At 62.1% G+C, this 13,816-nt stretch carries 18 protein-coding genes; 5 read left to right on the forward strand and 13 right to left on the reverse strand.

Features of this window, described 5'->3' with window-relative positions:
- Positions 1 to 330 precede the first annotated feature (330 nt).
- The gene (locus AC1DIO_RS34105; protein ID WP_476854825.1) at positions 331 to 531 is read right to left on the reverse strand and encodes a hypothetical protein; all 201 of its coding nucleotides are present in this window, start codon (positions 529 to 531) and stop codon (positions 331 to 333) included.
- 522 nt (positions 532 to 1,053) lie between these two features.
- Here AC1DIO_RS34105 and AC1DIO_RS34110 point away from each other — a divergent pair.
- Positions 1,054 to 1,965, forward strand: a complete 912-nt coding sequence (locus AC1DIO_RS34110) for a hypothetical protein (RefSeq protein ID WP_476854826.1) — start codon at positions 1,054 to 1,056, stop codon at positions 1,963 to 1,965.
- 431 nt (positions 1,966 to 2,396) lie between these two features.
- On the opposite strand, the gene AC1DIO_RS34115 is transcribed toward AC1DIO_RS34110, so the two are convergent.
- Entirely contained in the window at positions 2,397 to 2,657 is a 261-nt protein-coding gene (locus AC1DIO_RS34115; RefSeq protein WP_476854827.1) for a hypothetical protein, read from the reverse strand.
- Positions 2,658 to 2,696: 39 nt separating this feature from the next.
- Complete coding sequence (locus AC1DIO_RS34120) at positions 2,697 to 2,972, reverse strand: toll/interleukin-1 receptor domain-containing protein (RefSeq protein ID WP_476854828.1); 276 nt, start codon at positions 2,970 to 2,972, stop codon at positions 2,697 to 2,699.
- Between the two features lie 416 nt (positions 2,973 to 3,388).
- Here AC1DIO_RS34120 and AC1DIO_RS34125 point away from each other — a divergent pair, with 416 nt between their 5' ends.
- Positions 3,389 to 3,667: a type II toxin-antitoxin system HicB family antitoxin gene (locus tag AC1DIO_RS34125; protein WP_476854840.1), complete on the forward strand. Its 279-nt coding sequence runs from the start codon at positions 3,389 to 3,391 to the stop codon at positions 3,665 to 3,667.
- On the opposite strand, the gene AC1DIO_RS34130 is transcribed toward AC1DIO_RS34125, so the two are convergent.
- The 5 genes from AC1DIO_RS34130 to AC1DIO_RS34150 form a co-directional block, all read right to left on the reverse strand.
- Complete coding sequence (locus AC1DIO_RS34130) at positions 3,664 to 3,930, reverse strand: hypothetical protein (RefSeq protein WP_476854829.1); 267 nt, start codon at positions 3,928 to 3,930, stop codon at positions 3,664 to 3,666. The two genes, AC1DIO_RS34125 and AC1DIO_RS34130, sit on opposite strands and share 4 nt — an antisense overlap.
- Positions 3,931 to 4,014: 84 nt before the next feature.
- Positions 4,015 to 4,401 carry a hypothetical protein gene (locus AC1DIO_RS34135; RefSeq protein ID WP_476854830.1) on the reverse strand — a complete coding sequence of 129 codons (387 nt, stop codon included), beginning with the start codon at positions 4,399 to 4,401 and terminating at the stop codon, positions 4,015 to 4,017.
- Between the two features lie 8 nt (positions 4,402 to 4,409).
- A complete protein-coding gene (locus AC1DIO_RS34140) occupies positions 4,410 to 4,733 on the reverse strand; it encodes a helix-turn-helix domain-containing protein (RefSeq protein WP_476854831.1) in 324 nt (107 codons plus the stop codon).
- Between the two features lie 920 nt (positions 4,734 to 5,653).
- The gene (locus AC1DIO_RS34145) at positions 5,654 to 6,112 is read right to left on the reverse strand and encodes a hypothetical protein (protein ID WP_476854832.1); all 459 of its coding nucleotides are present in this window, start codon (positions 6,110 to 6,112) and stop codon (positions 5,654 to 5,656) included.
- A complete protein-coding gene (locus AC1DIO_RS34150) occupies positions 6,109 to 6,333 on the reverse strand; it encodes a hypothetical protein (protein WP_476854833.1) in 225 nt (74 codons plus the stop codon). The genes AC1DIO_RS34145 and AC1DIO_RS34150 overlap by 4 nt, the downstream gene beginning before the upstream one ends.
- A 173-nt stretch (positions 6,334 to 6,506) precedes the next feature.
- On the opposite strand from AC1DIO_RS34150, the gene AC1DIO_RS34155 reads away from it, so the two are divergent.
- The 3 genes from AC1DIO_RS34155 to AC1DIO_RS34165 all read left to right on the forward strand — a co-directional run bounded on the left by AC1DIO_RS34155 (position 6,507) and on the right by AC1DIO_RS34165 (position 10,265).
- Complete coding sequence (locus AC1DIO_RS34155; protein WP_476854834.1) at positions 6,507 to 7,097, forward strand: HAD family hydrolase; 591 nt, start codon at positions 6,507 to 6,509, stop codon at positions 7,095 to 7,097.
- A 1,492-nt stretch (positions 7,098 to 8,589) separates the two neighbouring features.
- Positions 8,590 to 9,864 carry an O-antigen ligase family protein gene (locus tag AC1DIO_RS34160; protein WP_476854835.1) on the forward strand — a complete coding sequence of 425 codons (1,275 nt, stop codon included), beginning with the start codon at positions 8,590 to 8,592 and terminating at the stop codon, positions 9,862 to 9,864.
- Between the two features lie 242 nt (positions 9,865 to 10,106).
- Entirely contained in the window at positions 10,107 to 10,265 is a 159-nt protein-coding gene (locus AC1DIO_RS34165) for a hypothetical protein (RefSeq protein WP_476854836.1), read from the forward strand.
- Positions 10,266 to 10,487: 222 nt separating this feature from the next.
- On the opposite strand, the gene tnpC is transcribed toward AC1DIO_RS34165, so the two are convergent.
- The 5 genes from tnpC to AC1DIO_RS34190 form a co-directional block, all read right to left on the reverse strand.
- Entirely contained in the window at positions 10,488 to 12,017 is a 1,530-nt protein-coding gene (gene tnpC / locus AC1DIO_RS34170; RefSeq protein WP_476854837.1) for an IS66 family transposase, read from the reverse strand.
- Positions 12,018 to 12,064: 47 nt separating this feature from the next.
- Complete coding sequence (gene tnpB, locus AC1DIO_RS34175; RefSeq protein ID WP_441492562.1) at positions 12,065 to 12,391, reverse strand: IS66 family insertion sequence element accessory protein TnpB; 327 nt, start codon at positions 12,389 to 12,391, stop codon at positions 12,065 to 12,067.
- Between the two features lie 26 nt (positions 12,392 to 12,417).
- On the reverse strand, positions 12,418 to 12,870 hold the full coding sequence (tnpA, locus tag AC1DIO_RS34180; RefSeq protein WP_476854838.1) for an IS66-like element accessory protein TnpA: 453 nt from the start codon (positions 12,868 to 12,870) through the stop codon (positions 12,418 to 12,420).
- A gap of 213 nt (positions 12,871 to 13,083) precedes the next feature.
- On the reverse strand, positions 13,084 to 13,344 hold the full coding sequence (locus AC1DIO_RS34185; protein WP_476777489.1) for a hypothetical protein: 261 nt from the start codon (positions 13,342 to 13,344) through the stop codon (positions 13,084 to 13,086).
- 136 nt (positions 13,345 to 13,480) lie between these two features.
- On the reverse strand, positions 13,481 to 13,816 hold a 336-nt coding region (locus AC1DIO_RS34190; RefSeq protein ID WP_476854839.1), incomplete at its 5' end, for an integrase core domain-containing protein.

The raw sequence follows: 13,816 nt of genomic DNA on the forward strand, positions 1-13,816 counted from the left end.
TCTCAGGGCGAGGCCGCGTAGCCAGCCAGGCTGGACGGTGTCGGCCAATGTGGATCGCCACGCGACCGCGCGATCAGAGCGGCCGAACGATGATCTGCGCCAAAATCCAGTTGACTGAGACGGCCCCGTTACCGAAGTCCTGAGCCTAGCTGCGCAAAGATCCGCAGCCCTTGCATTGCGCACCGTACGCTTGGCGTGCCAGCCCAGCCCAGGATAATCGAAGGAGATGTTAGGCCGGTCGTGCTCAACACCGGCCCAAACCGAACGGCGCTCTGACGAGCGCGCTTTCGGCCCACCACACACAAACCCGGCCATCGCGCCGGGTTTTTCTTATGTACCAGGGCGGAACTCAATGACGACGCTTTTGACGTTTGGCCAGTACTGTTCGATTTCAACCAGTTTTTCTGCGAGCGCTTGGGTGCTGTGCTTCACCACCAAGCGGTGGATTTGAATCGTTACCGTCTCGGTCGCCTCGTCGTAGTCGGTGACATGGAAGCCAACGAGCGGATCGGTCTTTTCAGCGTCGGTCATGGCAAGCCTTTCGGCGGTAGAGCAGGGCGGTTCCCCACGCAGCTATCGCGTCGTCAAGCTAGTCTAGCAATGCCGCTACCACCCCCCACGAAACCMTCGCCCGGTCCGCCGGTTTCATGCCGGCGGTGTGGAGTCCTGGTTGTGTGCGCGCGTCGTATCCTGCGTGTTGGCCCTGCGGCCGAGATCGCTCGTGGGCCGGTCAGCAAGGCGCGTGCGCGCGCCCGCATAGCTGCCCGCTGGTGGTGTACGGTCGCGACGGGGGTGATGGATGGACCCCGGATGTGACGCGCAGCACGACCCTGCGCTGCGTTTACCGAGCGGTAGTGTGGCATCCMGTGTGATCGTGGTGGGCCGCTCTGCGCCCAGAAGTCGGCCGCGAGTGAAGGCGCTCTTGTCGCGCGGTGACGATGAGATTAGGATCGGACGGCGGGAGAAACGAACAAACGTTCGGCGTGAGACAGCAAATCCTAAGACCCGTGCAAGACTACATAAGCAGAGAGAATCCCAGATAGGGGTCATCAGATGCGCATTATCCTCGCCGCAGTGGCTGTTGCTTCTCTGACGTTCAATGTTGCCAATGCTGCCGAGGCCTGCGGCGGCTACGGTAGCAGCATAGTCGAGTGGATCGAGCAGTCGGCCGAAAAGTTCAGCGCCGAGGGCAAGCAATTCGATGGCAATTCCGATGGCTTCCCATTCCGGGCTTTGATGGATGCAGTGAAGGACGAGGTTGACCCGAAGCTTCGCGAGGCGTGGCGCGAAGTGCTGCGGCAGCAGCAGCAACGGGGTGATGGAGTCCCGTCAAGCCAACTAATGCCGAGACACCTCATCATGCCGAGTGGATACCCCGGCCCCCGTGGTCTCAACGACCATKGGTACGCCTGGCGAGGTCTCTTCGAGCCGGGGCACCCACTATTCGAAAAAACGCTTCCCTCCTGCTTCCCAAAGCTCGCGACGTTGATAACAAACCACAAATCTCGCATGACTTCCGAGCTGAAGGCGGAGGCTGAGCGGAAGGCGGAGGTTCAGCGGCAAGCGACAGAGGCGGAGCGTCTGCGTGCGGTGGCGGAAACACAGAGACAGGAAGCCGCGCGTCGTTCGGCAGCAGAGCGCGAAGTGGAGAATGCCTCGCCGCAAGGGCAGCTCCGTCGCGCCTACTCGCTGTACATCCTCCTGCGATGGTGCCACGCAACACGAGAGGGTTATCTCGTTCAGTACATCAACGATGTGGAGATGCAGCGCGTCGATGCTGCCATCAAGGCCATCGTGGGCAAATGGAGGAAGGTGGAGCCAGAAATGGACACCGACCTCCTCTGGCGGCAGGCAAATCAAATGACTGCGGGCCGATACGTAAGCACGAACGTATGCTCTTCTGGGTATCAGGAACTTGTGTCCATGAGTCCCATCCCCGCCATCCGCATCGAGAAGCCGAATTGAGTGGTGTGAACAAACGACGCTAACGGGAAAGGCACGTGCGAAAAGCCTGAAACGACTCCGAAAAGCCGTGTGTTGCAGTGCACACTTTGGTCCGGCGTGCTAGCGTATGATCGCGTCCGTGGCATGTGAGGTCCGCGCCGATGAGCACTCTTGTTTCAGCAGGCTTTTGCACTGCGGTTGGATTAGCTGCTTTGTTGGTCAGCGGGAGCCCGATTGCTGCGACGGCGATCGGAGGGACGACGTTCGCTGGTCTCTACATCGGAACTCTTGCAGTTAAGGACCATTAGCGGCTTGCCTTGATCTGCCGCTGGCGTTCGATTTCAGCCTTCTGGAGGGCGTCCGCCGCTTCTCCTTCCCCTTGATGCCCTCGCTCTCGCGATCGATGGTGCCGGTAGGCTTCGACGATGCTGGAAAAGCCGACAAGCTGGGACTTAGCGCTTTGCTGTGGAACTGCCGACAGTGCGTCCGCTGGAATCGCGGAACGTCGTCGTGCCTTGGCTGTCGGTGCTGGCGCGACCGGTTACGCGGCCTTCTGGGCCGTAATAGACCGTCGAGCCTTGACTGTCGGTCGCCGATCTCCCGACAACCCGCCCGGAGCTATCGCGGAAGGTCTGAGACTGCGACTGCTGCGCCGAGGCCTCGCTCGCCAGAACGGCGAGCACCAGCGCGGCGAGGATGGTCGTCTTGGTCATCGGACTACTCCTTGCGCGGCGCAAGCCGGTTCGGTCGGCTCAACGGTTGTTCTGGACCACGTTGATTCCGATCCGCGACTTCGCCAAGCCCTTGTCGATGGCGCGGAGCAACGGCACGCCGAGGCCAACGTCCTTCTCGCTGAACCAGACCTTGACACCGAGTGATTCGAGCAGATCGTGCAGTTCCTTGGCGGCCCCCTGTCTGTCGTCCCACGCATGGCAGAGAAAGACGTCCCGAAGGTCAAGGGACGCTTGCTTCTCGACGTTCTCGCGGATTGGCGTGAGCGCCCGCACTTCGGCTGGCGTGTATGTCACGGAAGAACCGGCTCGCGACCATCTCGCCTTGACGCGGTTGCCGGACCCGCCGCCGCTGCTCCGGCTTCCCCCGCCACTTCCCGACGAGGAGTAGGATGGGGCGAATACGAATAAGACGGCGGAGAATAGGAGTAGCTGCGAGAGCGGCCCCAGCCGCCGCGGCACGCGGGGCAATTCGCTGCTGCGCTAGATGAGCGATGACCGTTTACGGTGCAGTGCATTGAGCCATATGCAATGTCCTCTTGAAGCGCAGCTTCAGCGCGCTGCCGGCGCGAATCGGCCCAAGAGCGCGATTACCCGACGTCATGCAAGCAGCGGGCGTGGTCAAGTGGCGGGCTGGCGCGGTTGGAGTGGAGCGCGGCGAAATCCCTGCGGCGGGTATTGCGCTAACCCTCAAGTCGGCGTGCTCTAGGCGGATGACAAACCACTTCATCGCCGTCATCGAAAAGGAAGCTGGCACTCTGTACGGGGGCTGGTTTCCAGATTGCCCTGACGCAGCGTCGGCCGGCAAAACAATGGAGGAGTGCGCACACTCTGCGCTCGCCAGCCTGCGTGTTTGGGTTGCTGGCGCAGATGCCGATGGCGAACAGGTACCGGTACCGAGACCGCTCGAGGAAGTCCGCGCCGGTCCTGAAATCCAGGCGGCTCTGGCTCGTGGCGCCATCTTGGTCGCCGTGCCGGAGATCCGCTCTTAGTGCACCGTGGATTCTTCGTCCTCATCCGGCTCGATCAACTTCGCGAGTCCGAGTTCCTCGAGCGCTTCGTTGAACTCAGCCAAGGCCGCAGCGTCGGTGGCGAACATCTCCTCCCAGACCGTTGATCCTCCGTCTTCATCGACAAGTTCGAGCGTCCAGCCCTCGCTGTCCTCGAGACGATAGATCTCAATCTGCACAGTGATGCCGTCGCGTGTGACGGTCTGGCAAAGAGGCGACCGGAGAATGTCGGGGAAGTCGGTCATGTCGCCGAACGTAGCCAAGGGACAACGGTGATTCAATCAGCCACAGGGCGTCGCCGAGCTTTCAAGTCGTTCCGGACGCAGGCTTCAATCAACGTCGCCGTTCACCCTCCGACGCTTGGCGATGATTTCTTTCATGGGGCGCCCAGCGCGAATAGCGCGACCCAAGTCCGACAGCGCGAGTGCGTGGTCAGTTATAGTGGAGAGGTGATGCGACGGGTCGGCGTTTCGGACGACGAGATTCCAGTAGCAGAGGCCGCTGGCCTCTCGGAGAAAATGCCGCTTTTGAACAACCTTGTACTGGTAGTCGTCGGGGCCCCTGACATAGGCAAGGTGGTCGTTMTCCGCCGGCAGCACTCCGCCGAAATAATCGAGCGTCAGCACATCGTCTCCGACGATTGCACCGCCTGGCAACACGGTAGCTATGCGTACCTGCATCGGTTCGACGACGAGTGATTCGACTGCCTTGTCCATGGATCCTCCTAGCGTTTTTTCTTCCCCAGAAGCGCCGCGGCTCGCTTTGAAAGGGCGCTGTTCACCAAGTTCTGGTAGACCCTATCGGCATCACGTCGGGATATCGCCGTCTGAAGACCGGTCTCGTTCGGGTGGCAGCGCATGGCCTCCCACATTTGTTGGACATCGACCTCGTTGAAACTCAAATCCCTGCCGAAGCGGGCGCCAATTCCGTGTCTGTTTGCGGCACGGGCGACCGCTTGCTTCGAGACACGAAGATAGTCGGCCGCCTCCTGCAGGCTGTAGATTCGTCCAAGAGGGCCGGGTGGTTGGAGAGGGGGCGAGCCGCTCATGGTGTCGCCTTTCCGGCCGCAGCCCTAGCCCGTGCGGCTTTACGGGCTCTCCGTTCCAGGCTCTTTCGTTGCCACTCGTCGTACGAGTTTTCTATGGGCCGGTTCTTGTTCTCACGAAGCCATCGCTCGAGCGAGCCTTCGCCGGGCACCGCGGACGCCTTAGCCTCCCGCTGTTCGCGCTCCCATCTGTCCAAGGCGCTTCCTCGGGCGCGGTGGCTCGCAAGATCCCGCTATCGCGATCAATGGCCGCGTCGATGGCATGGCGATCGTACATGCGCGTGCCCCGAAAGGGGCTTGGCATGACGCCAGACGCAACCCAGTTGGTGAACGTGGCGGGGCAGACGCCGCAATACGCGGCGGCATCAGCCTTGGTCATGAGGCGAGGGGAGGGCGCGCCTTCGCTCATCGGGCTGGCTCGGGTGTGCGCTTTTTCGGGCCGCGGCGTCGGGGAATGTAGGGTCTGGTTGGATCGATAACGCTCGGGTCGATCGGCGGCCCCTTTGCTAGCTCAACGAGCCTTTCCTCCAACGATGGCCAATGCCACCGAACGATTTGGCCGCGGTTGATGGTGGCGCGTGGGACGTAGCCGGAGCGGACCCAGGTATCGAACGAGTCGACCGATATCTGCATGAATGCCGCAGCCGTATGCCGTGACGAAGACGGGGCGGTGATTGTTTTCGTCCTGCATGAGGTACCTCACGTGGAGGCGTAGTTATGGCAGCGCAGAGTGGCGGAGTCCATAGTTTGCGTCGTCGGTTCTTAATTGGCGAAATGCACCAATCATTTGTCAAATGCTTGTGCCGTGTTTGACGCGTCAGGCTATGTATTTGTCAGACGTCAATTATTATTGACGTCTGACGTCATACGTTTCCGTCTTATTTGTCATGTGTTAGCCGATCTCCGCTGGGCGGAAGCAAAGACTACGGTGAGGAAATCGGTTCGCCCACGATGACCTGGTAAATCACGGGCTTGATTGCATCCATTTTAGCCGTCCACCCATCGAGCTTTGTCATTGCCCGAACGAGCATCACTGCGGCTTCGAACGGAGGAATTTCTATTTCGATGGGATGTTGCAGATTGTCATGCTTAAGCCAGTCGCGAACCATGTTCGCGTTCGAATTCACTTCCTTGACGCCGAACTCTTCGGCCCGTGGATCGGACATCATTACTGTATGAAGGTCGCTGCCCTTTCGGCGTTCGAACATTCCCTCTGCGGCGCCGGCTAGGGTGATGCAGATGTCGAAGTCGCCGCGGGCATACGCGTCGATCGCAGCTTCGACATGCCTTATTGCGGCGCGATGCTTCGTCAGATGCTGCGTCTCGTCGGGTGGGGGATCGAACTGTACTCTGGCCTMATCGTCTGATGGTCCGCCGCTCATGGCTTGGCGTCCAATGCGACTCCCGGGCCTGTGGCTATGTCCCCTTTCTCGATGAGGGTGACGCCTGCCTGCTCGAGCGCGGCGCGGATGGCCAGGACGCCGAGTTCCCGGGAGAGCTGGAGGGCTGCATTGCCCTTGACGGAGTTGGCGACGAACCAGATCGCGAAGAGCATCTTCTTGAACGGTAATTTGCGCCAAACGAACGCCGTCCCGGATGTCACCGAGACCGCCCGCTCCGTTTCGCCCCCGGGGAGGCGAGTACAAGCCGACTTGCTTTCGCCTGTCGTGACGCCGCCTAGCTGCTTCAGTGTCAGAATTTGGAGCGCTTTACGTTCCCCGGCCGCGGAGCTCAGCCACGATTGGACGTACTGGAGTCCTCTGCTAAAGGATCGCTATGCTCGATCTACAAAGCCTTCCCGCTGACATCCGCGCAATCATTTTCGATTGCGACGGCACCCTCGTGAATACACTACCGGTTTATGCCGATGCCTGGACGCAAGGATTTCGCACCGCAGGCAGGGATATGGTGCGCGAATGGTATCTCGGCCGTGCCGGTCACTCGGAACATGCGCTCATGGACCTTTTCGAGGCCGATCAGGCCGTGACGCTTGACCGCGATGTCGTGATCAAGGTGATGCGCACGCATTTTTTGCAGAATGTCGCGTCAGTTGGTGAGGTGGAAGCGATTACCGCTGTCGCACGTCATAACCAAGGCCGCCTCCCCATGGCTGTTGCCTCAGGTGGATCGAGGCAGATCGTCACCGCCACGCTGGAGGCGACGGGCCTGACGCCCCTGTTCAACACTGTCGTGACGATCAACGATGTCGCGCGCCCCAAGCCCGAACCCGACTTGTTCCTGGAAGCAGCCCGGCGTCTCGGCGTTCCCCCGACGGACTGCCTCGTCTTCGAGGACTCTCCTGAAGGGATGGAAGCCGCTCGCCAGGCTGGCATGCGATGTATCGATGCCCGACCACACCGGGCTTAGATCACGCTGGGGGAATCGTTGCCCTTTTTCGGTCCGAGCACATAATTCCGCCTGCGAAGTGTCCAAGCTTCGCCACAAGCATAACAAGGGGGCACTATGGCGACCATTATTTGTCGCGCAGGCCTCGCAGGCCTGCTGGTCGCTGGTTGCTCGCCGCAAGCGGTGCCGACGGTCGAATCGATCACAAGGCCGACTATCGAAACTTTTTCCCGGTTGGGGAGCTGGCKACCTTGGCAATCTGCTCAGTCCGAGAAACAGTAGCTCGCGCCCGTAGCACACCTCGCTAATCCCGTACTGGAGCCAAGCAGGTCCGCATCGATCGAACGCGAGCATGAGAACGTGACGAGGCCAGCACCCAAGCCCACTTCAGTCGTTGCAACCACACCGAAACCTGTGGTTCGACCCGCGCCACGAAGTGCGCCTCCTGCGATGCGTGAAGAGCCGAGCAACTCCCTGCCAGCCATCGTCTCCTGCCGTACGCATAATGAACCTGGTCAACGCGTGCGTATGGAGTGCGACCCATTCGAATGACGGAGGCGCCCAAAGCCCGCAGCCTGTGGAAACCGCCGTATTTCGACGGCAGGCGCGAGGCCGCGCGGGCTGTGGAGAGGGGCGAACGTCAGCAGGCAGACAAAACGAACTGATTCCTCGCCAGCGCCTTAGGGCAGGAACGCTGCAGATAGCCGCCCGACGTCACTGGAGCCATCGGGCGCCTCCGGAAAGATCGGCTTCCGACGCTGTTCACGATCCGGTGGACTGTATGGACCCCGGGAGGGACGAGGAATGAGACTGAGAGCAATCGCCTTCGCAGGTGGTGTTTTGATGACAGCATTCGCAGGGCTCGTTTCGGCGTTGCCGCGCGGAGCGGAAATCAATGCTCCGTCTGACCTACTCCAAGTGCAGATGCGATGCGACGCAAACAGCTGCATCGATCGTCGTACCGGCGTCTATACTCAGTCTACCTGTGACCGCTACGGCTGCAGGCCAATTGGTGGGCCAGTCGGCCGCGTTGGTGGCCAAGGACGGGGCTACGGTGGTGGATATGACGATCCCCCCGGCGTCGTGGCTGGGACGATGACGACCGCGGTTATCGTGGCGGCGTTGGAGGCGGCTTTAGCTGCAATGCCAGCCGTTGCATCGAGGCGGGAATTGGCCGCGTCTGGGAGAGCACTTGCGATCGCCGCGGATGCCGACCGCTGCGGCCGGCTCTCGGCCAGCGCTGGTAGAAAAAACGGGCCTCAGGGGCAGTTTCAACTGCGAAGCGTCAGCACGGTGAGTTGCAACCACTCGACGACGGTTTGCACCGGCTACGCGGTCAGCGGCCGGGGCCGCGACTAGAATTGAGGAGTAGCTACCTGGTGGGCTTCACCCGGCCAGCGCCGAGTTGACGCGGTAGAGATAGGCGGTGAACCGAACTATGGGTTCTCTGATTCGGCGGACCATCCGCGGCAAGAGTCTGGCCATGTCCAGCGGGATCGCATAAGCGCAAGGTATGAGCTTTCCAACAGACTCCGGCATCCCCAGCGATCCCGTATCGAACCCATCAACCCTATCGCTGTGCCTTGCCCGTTCGGGAACCACCCTACTGGTCGCGCTGCCGTTGGCTATGTGGCTTGCCAACCGTTCGGCCCCCCTTTTCCTCGGGCTGGCAGCACTCTGTTTCGCAGCCTCGGCTGTGGCGGAGGAAGGTGGGTCCGTTCTCTTTCGGCGCCTGCGGGGGGGGCTGCGCTCGCCGGCGGGAACCGGGCTTAGCGCCTTTCTGCTCTGGTCGCTTTTATCGATCGCTTGGAGCCATCGCCCGGTTCAGAGCATCGCCGTCTGGGGAGAATTCGCCCTGCCCATAGCTTTCACGCTCGTAATTGCCGCATCCAGAAAGTTTCGGCCTACGCCGATGCTGTTGCGCGCTCTCGCGCTGGCAATCATCCTGACTTCCGCGCTCGTGATGATCGAACTCGCCTCTGGCTTGTCACAGCGTGCAGCCCTCGGCTCCGGCAAGATGATGGCCTTTATCTTCAACCGCCCGGTGATTGTCGCAGTCGTACTCGCGGTGCCAGTCGTCCACCACCTCTGGACAATGCCATCTGGTCGCGGATTCGACCGGTCTCTTGCGGTCCTGACTGCTTCCATCGTCGTCATCCTGGCGCTATTTTCTCAAAGCGCATCGGCCAAGCTTGGCGTTGTTGTGGCAGCGCTCTGCTGGGTATTGGCGGCGCTCATGCCACGTGCGGCTCTGGGAGCGATCGGGCTTGCATTTGTGCTAACGATGGCGATAGGGCCAGTTCTAGGTGTGACGGCCGAGCGCGGGCTACCAACGCTGATTCTGGACCGCTTGCCCAAAATGACGGGTCAGGCTCGCATCGATATCTGGAGAAGCTTTGGCGAGGTGGCATGGGCGCGACCGATCGCGGGGACTGGGTTCGGCACTTCTGCCAGCATGCACGAGCACCCGGTGGCAGCAGACGTCTCGCCGGAGCAAAGATTGCTTCTGGCGGTGGGTCATCCTCATGACATGCCGCTACAGGCCTGGGCGGAGACCGGGCTGATCGGCGCAACATTGCTGACCCTCACTGGCCTGCTCCTGCTCGTGCATTTGCGCCATCTTCCGGCACGAGAGTTGGCGCCGCGGCTCGCGTTGTTCGCTACCGTCTTTTCGATCGCCACCGTTGGTCATGGCGCATGGCAGGGTTGGTGGATCGCCGGACTCGGCGCCGCTATACTTTGGTTTGAGAACAGTGACGAGACGCGTTTGGAAAATAATCACGGTTGAGTTCGCCGTTGAATGTTTGAAGGCTCGGACGCGATCGCGCCGGCATCGGCAGAAATTTTCAAACGTGCCGCCGTCTACGGCTGAATAGTTGCCGCGCCTGTTTCGTTGGCACCGCAGCGGGGGGGAGCGGGCTGCCCGTACGTCATGCAGCGGCGCGGATCAGCGTCGGGATCGCGACGGCGATCGTATGGGTGTGCCGGGCCTGGAAGCCCAAGGCGTGGCGACATGGTCAGCCGCGGCGCTTGAGGTTCGGTCCGCATGGGTGGTATCTGCGGGTCCTGATCGACACCGATTGGGACATCTCGCTGGCCGAGATACAGGCGAAGCGGCGGGAGGAGCATGGCCTGAAGGCGACCATCGCCACGCTCTCGAAGTCTTTCGACCGGCCTTGCCTGACGTAGAGTGGAGTTCCACTCGGACGTCGGCATTCTACCGTATCAGCCACCACCCTCGGCAAGTACGCGAATGCGATGTCGCACCCCATTCTTCAATTCAGGATTTCACCTGGCACTGGTTCCGCCAGGCAAGTCCCGTCGAGATCAGTGACGACGAGGCGGCGCGTCACTGACGATGCGGGGCGCGATTGTAGTCACCCGCTCCCGGAATTACTGTGAGCGCTGTTCTCAGGCCACAGCCTTGAGCTGCGTCTCTGCGTAAGCCCAGGGCATCAGGTCGTCGATCTGGCTCTGGGGATGGCCGGCGACGATGCGGGCGAGGACGTCGGCGAGATAGTATTGCGGATCGACGCCGTTGAGCTTGGCCGTTTCCACGAGTGAGGCGATCACGGCCCAGTGCTCGGCGCCGCCGTCAGATCCGGCAAAGAGCGCGTTCTTGCGGTTCAAAGCGATGGGCTTGATCGCGCGCTCGACCACGTTGGAGTCGATCTCGACGCGGCCGTCGTCGAGGAAGCGCGAGAGACCGGCCCAGCGCGAGAGCGCGTAGCGGATGGCCTCGGCGAGCTTGCTCTTCTGGCTGACGAGGAGAAGCTTGTCGCGCAGCCACGGCTCCAGCGCTTCGACGATGGGGCGGCTCCTTGCCTGGCGGGCAATGCGCCGCTCCTCGGCGGAGCGTCCCCGGATGTCGTTTTCGATGCGGTAGAGTTCTGCGATGCGCGCGAGCGCTTCCGAAGCAATAGGCGCCGGACCGGCTTCGGCCAGTTCGTAGAACTTGCGCCGGGCGTGGCTCCAGCAAAAAGCCAGGCTCACGGCATTCCTCTCGGCCAGCACCTTGTAGCCGGCGTAGCCGTCGACCTGCAGCGTGCCCACGAAGCCCTGAAGATGCCGGATCGGCTGCTCGGCCTTGCGGTCGGGCGCGTAGAGATAAGCCACGCCGGGCGGATCGGCGCCGCCCCAAGGCCGTTCGTCGCGGGCATAGGCGAAGAGCTGGCCGGTCTTGGTCCGGCCGCGGCCCGGATCGAGCACCGGCGCCGTGGTCTCGTCTGCGAAGAGCTTGGTCGATGCCTTCAGTCGCTCGAACAGGCGCTCATGCACGGGCCGCAGGAGGAAGGCCGCCTTGCCGACCCAGTCAGCCAGGGTCGATCGGTCGAGGTTCACCCCCTGCCGGGCATAGATCTGAGCCTGGCGATAGAGCGGCAGGTGATCGGCGTATTTCGAGACGAGGACATGGGCAATGGTCGCCTCGGTGGGGATGCCGCCTTCGACGAGCCGGGCTGGCGCCGGCGCCTGTACCACCACCTCCTCGCAGGCCCGGCAGGCGTATTTCGGCCGACGCGTCACGATCACGCGGAACTGGGCGGGGACGATATCGAGACGTTCGGAGACATCCTCGCCCATCGCATGCAGCGCGCCCTGGCAGCACGGGCATGTTTTGTCCTGGACGTCGATGATCCGCTCGACACGCGGCAGGTGTGCGGGCAGCGATCCGCGGTTGGCGCGCCGCTTCCTGGCCCGCTCGGCCCGCTTTGCGGGATCAGCCGCTTCCTCGCCGGCGAGGCCCTCGGCCTCGATCTGCTCGGCCTCCTCGAGGCCCAGCAGCAACTGATCGACCAGCAGGCTCTCGGCCCGGCGCCCGAAGCGATGGCGCTGCAACTCCTTGATGATCTGGCGTAGCCGCTCGTTCTCGGCGCGCTCCTCCGCGAGCATCGCCCGAAGCGCGATCGGATCGCTGGTCAGTGGGTTGGCCGCGTTGCTCACGGAGCCGATTCAATCATGGATTACAGTGGCTTGCCACCGCCGAGCGATCAACTTGCCGCGACGGGGACGCGCGTCTCGCGCCGCTGATGCACCCGTCGCCAGTCGAGGCCTTCGAGCAGCGCCTGAAGCTGCGCCGCTGTAAGTCGCACGACGCCGTCGGCGATAGTGGGCCACTGGAACTTGCCGTCTTCCAGTCTCTTCGAGAACAGGCAGACACCCGTCCCATCGAAGTAGACGAGCTTGATCCGGTCAGCACGCCTCGCCCGGAACACATACACCGCGCCCGAGAACGGATCGGCGCCCATGCTCTCGCGCACCAGTGCGGCCAAGCCCTCCGCGCCCTTGCGGAAGTCGACCGGCTTCGTTGCGATCATGACACGGACCGCGCCAGTCGGGCCGATCACGAGCCGCCCTTTAGCGCGGATATCACCGCGGCAATCGTCTTCGGGCTCGCACTGGTTCCGACACGCACCACGACGCCGTCAATCTCGATCTCAATCCCGCCGCTCGACCGGGCTACGCCACGACGACGACGCGTCGCCGGCTGCCTCACGGTCTCGGGCGCCGGGCGTGCTGCATCGACCACCGCAGGCACGAACGTTGGCAATGATGCCGGCGGCAACGTCTCCGGTGCTCGCCGCAAAAGACGCTGCCAGCCGAACAACTGCTGCGGAGACAAGGCATAGCGGCGCGCAACCTCGCTCACCGTCGCGCTCGGCTCGTAGCTCTCCGCCACGATCCTTGCCTTGTCGTCGTCCGACCAATCCCGTCGGCGTCCGGTCCCGGTGAAGACCTCGAACCTCCGAACCGGCTCATCGTCGCTGGATTTAAGCGTAAGCTCTGAAATCGTCATGTGCCGAAGCCCTCAGGGGCTTCCAACATCGTCGCTCAGACCGTTGCCGGAAAGGTGGCGCCGGGACACCGCTTACGAATTACTGGCGGTCCGGCAGTGAATGGCCGAGTTCGCGGACGCGAGGCCTGGTGCAACGACACGCAACGTACGGGCGCGGTCAAGGGCCTTCGGGACAAAGCTGGTCAGCTGAAGGTATTTCAGTTGTAAAGCAAATTATGCGCACGGATCGTTCTTCGCCGATTCACGGCCAAAGAATACCCACCGGCTATCCGAGATTTGCGAGATGACGACGATCATAGCAACGCCGTCCTCGCATTCGAGATTGAACGTTTCCTCAAAGATTTGGGGCGGTGTTTTCATCCGTTGCCCATATAGGCGGCCAGCGCGCCCGAATTGTCCGGTTTCCACGTACTCATAGGTCACCTCCAAGCGCAGACCGCCCTTAGTCACCAACACGCCCTTCCCGGTGAACATCAGCTCCTCACACCGCGAAATGGGTTTGATAACACCCCGATGAAGACAGTGAGCAAATAGGCGCGCTATCGGGGGGAAACTCAACCCAATCAGCGTCGTGCAGGGATGCTTGGCGGGCTCGAGGGATCGGGGACGTCTAGCTGTCGTTTCCAAGAAGGTTGTTCAGTCTTGTCCATGGCGGCTTTCCACCGAGAGCTGAGTGAGGGCGGGAGAGGTTGTAGTTGTCGGCCCATGGCCCGATGGCGGCGTGGCGCTCTGCCGAGCTCTGATAGGGTCTTGCATAGGCCCATTCACGCAGGCTGGTCTGGATGAAGCGCTCGGCATTGCCGTTGGTTCGCGGGGTGTAGGGCCGGGTGCGGACATGGCGGGCGCCRGCCTTTGCGAGCGCGGCTGCGAAGAGCTTCGAGCGATAGGCCGAGCCGTTATCGGTCATCACCCGTTCGACGGTGACGCCGAGACGACCGAACCAGGC

This window comes from Allobosea sp. 05T439, from assembly GCF_056396005.1.

Bases quoted from the DNA above. Each gene is read 5' to 3' on its own strand.
- AC1DIO_RS34105 (WP_476854825.1), bottom strand. From the start codon at position 531: ATGACCGACGCTGAAAAGACCGATCCGCTCGTTGGCTTCCATGTCACC.
- AC1DIO_RS34115 (WP_476854827.1), bottom strand. From the start codon at position 2,657: ATGACCAAGACGACCATCCTCGCCGCGCTGGTGCTCGCCGTTCTGGCG.
- AC1DIO_RS34125 (WP_476854840.1), top strand. From the start codon at position 3,389: ATGACAAACCACTTCATCGCCGTCATCGAAAAGGAAGCTGGCACTCTG.
- AC1DIO_RS34130 (WP_476854829.1), bottom strand. From the start codon at position 3,930: ATGACCGACTTCCCCGACATTCTCCGGTCGCCTCTTTGCCAGACCGTC.
- AC1DIO_RS34140 (WP_476854831.1), bottom strand. From the start codon at position 4,733: ATGAGCGGCTCGCCCCCTCTCCAACCACCCGGCCCTCTTGGACGAATC.
- AC1DIO_RS34155 (WP_476854834.1), top strand. From the start codon at position 6,507: ATGCTCGATCTACAAAGCCTTCCCGCTGACATCCGCGCAATCATTTTC.
- AC1DIO_RS34160 (WP_476854835.1), top strand. From the start codon at position 8,590: ATGAGCTTTCCAACAGACTCCGGCATCCCCAGCGATCCCGTATCGAAC.
- tnpB (WP_441492562.1), bottom strand. From the start codon at position 12,391: ATGATCGCAACGAAGCCGGTCGACTTCCGCAAGGGCGCGGAGGGCTTG.
- tnpA (WP_476854838.1), bottom strand. From the start codon at position 12,870: ATGACGATTTCAGAGCTTACGCTTAAATCCAGCGACGATGAGCCGGTT.
- AC1DIO_RS34185 (WP_476777489.1), bottom strand. From the start codon at position 13,344: ATGTTCACCGGGAAGGGCGTGTTGGTGACTAAGGGCGGTCTGCGCTTG.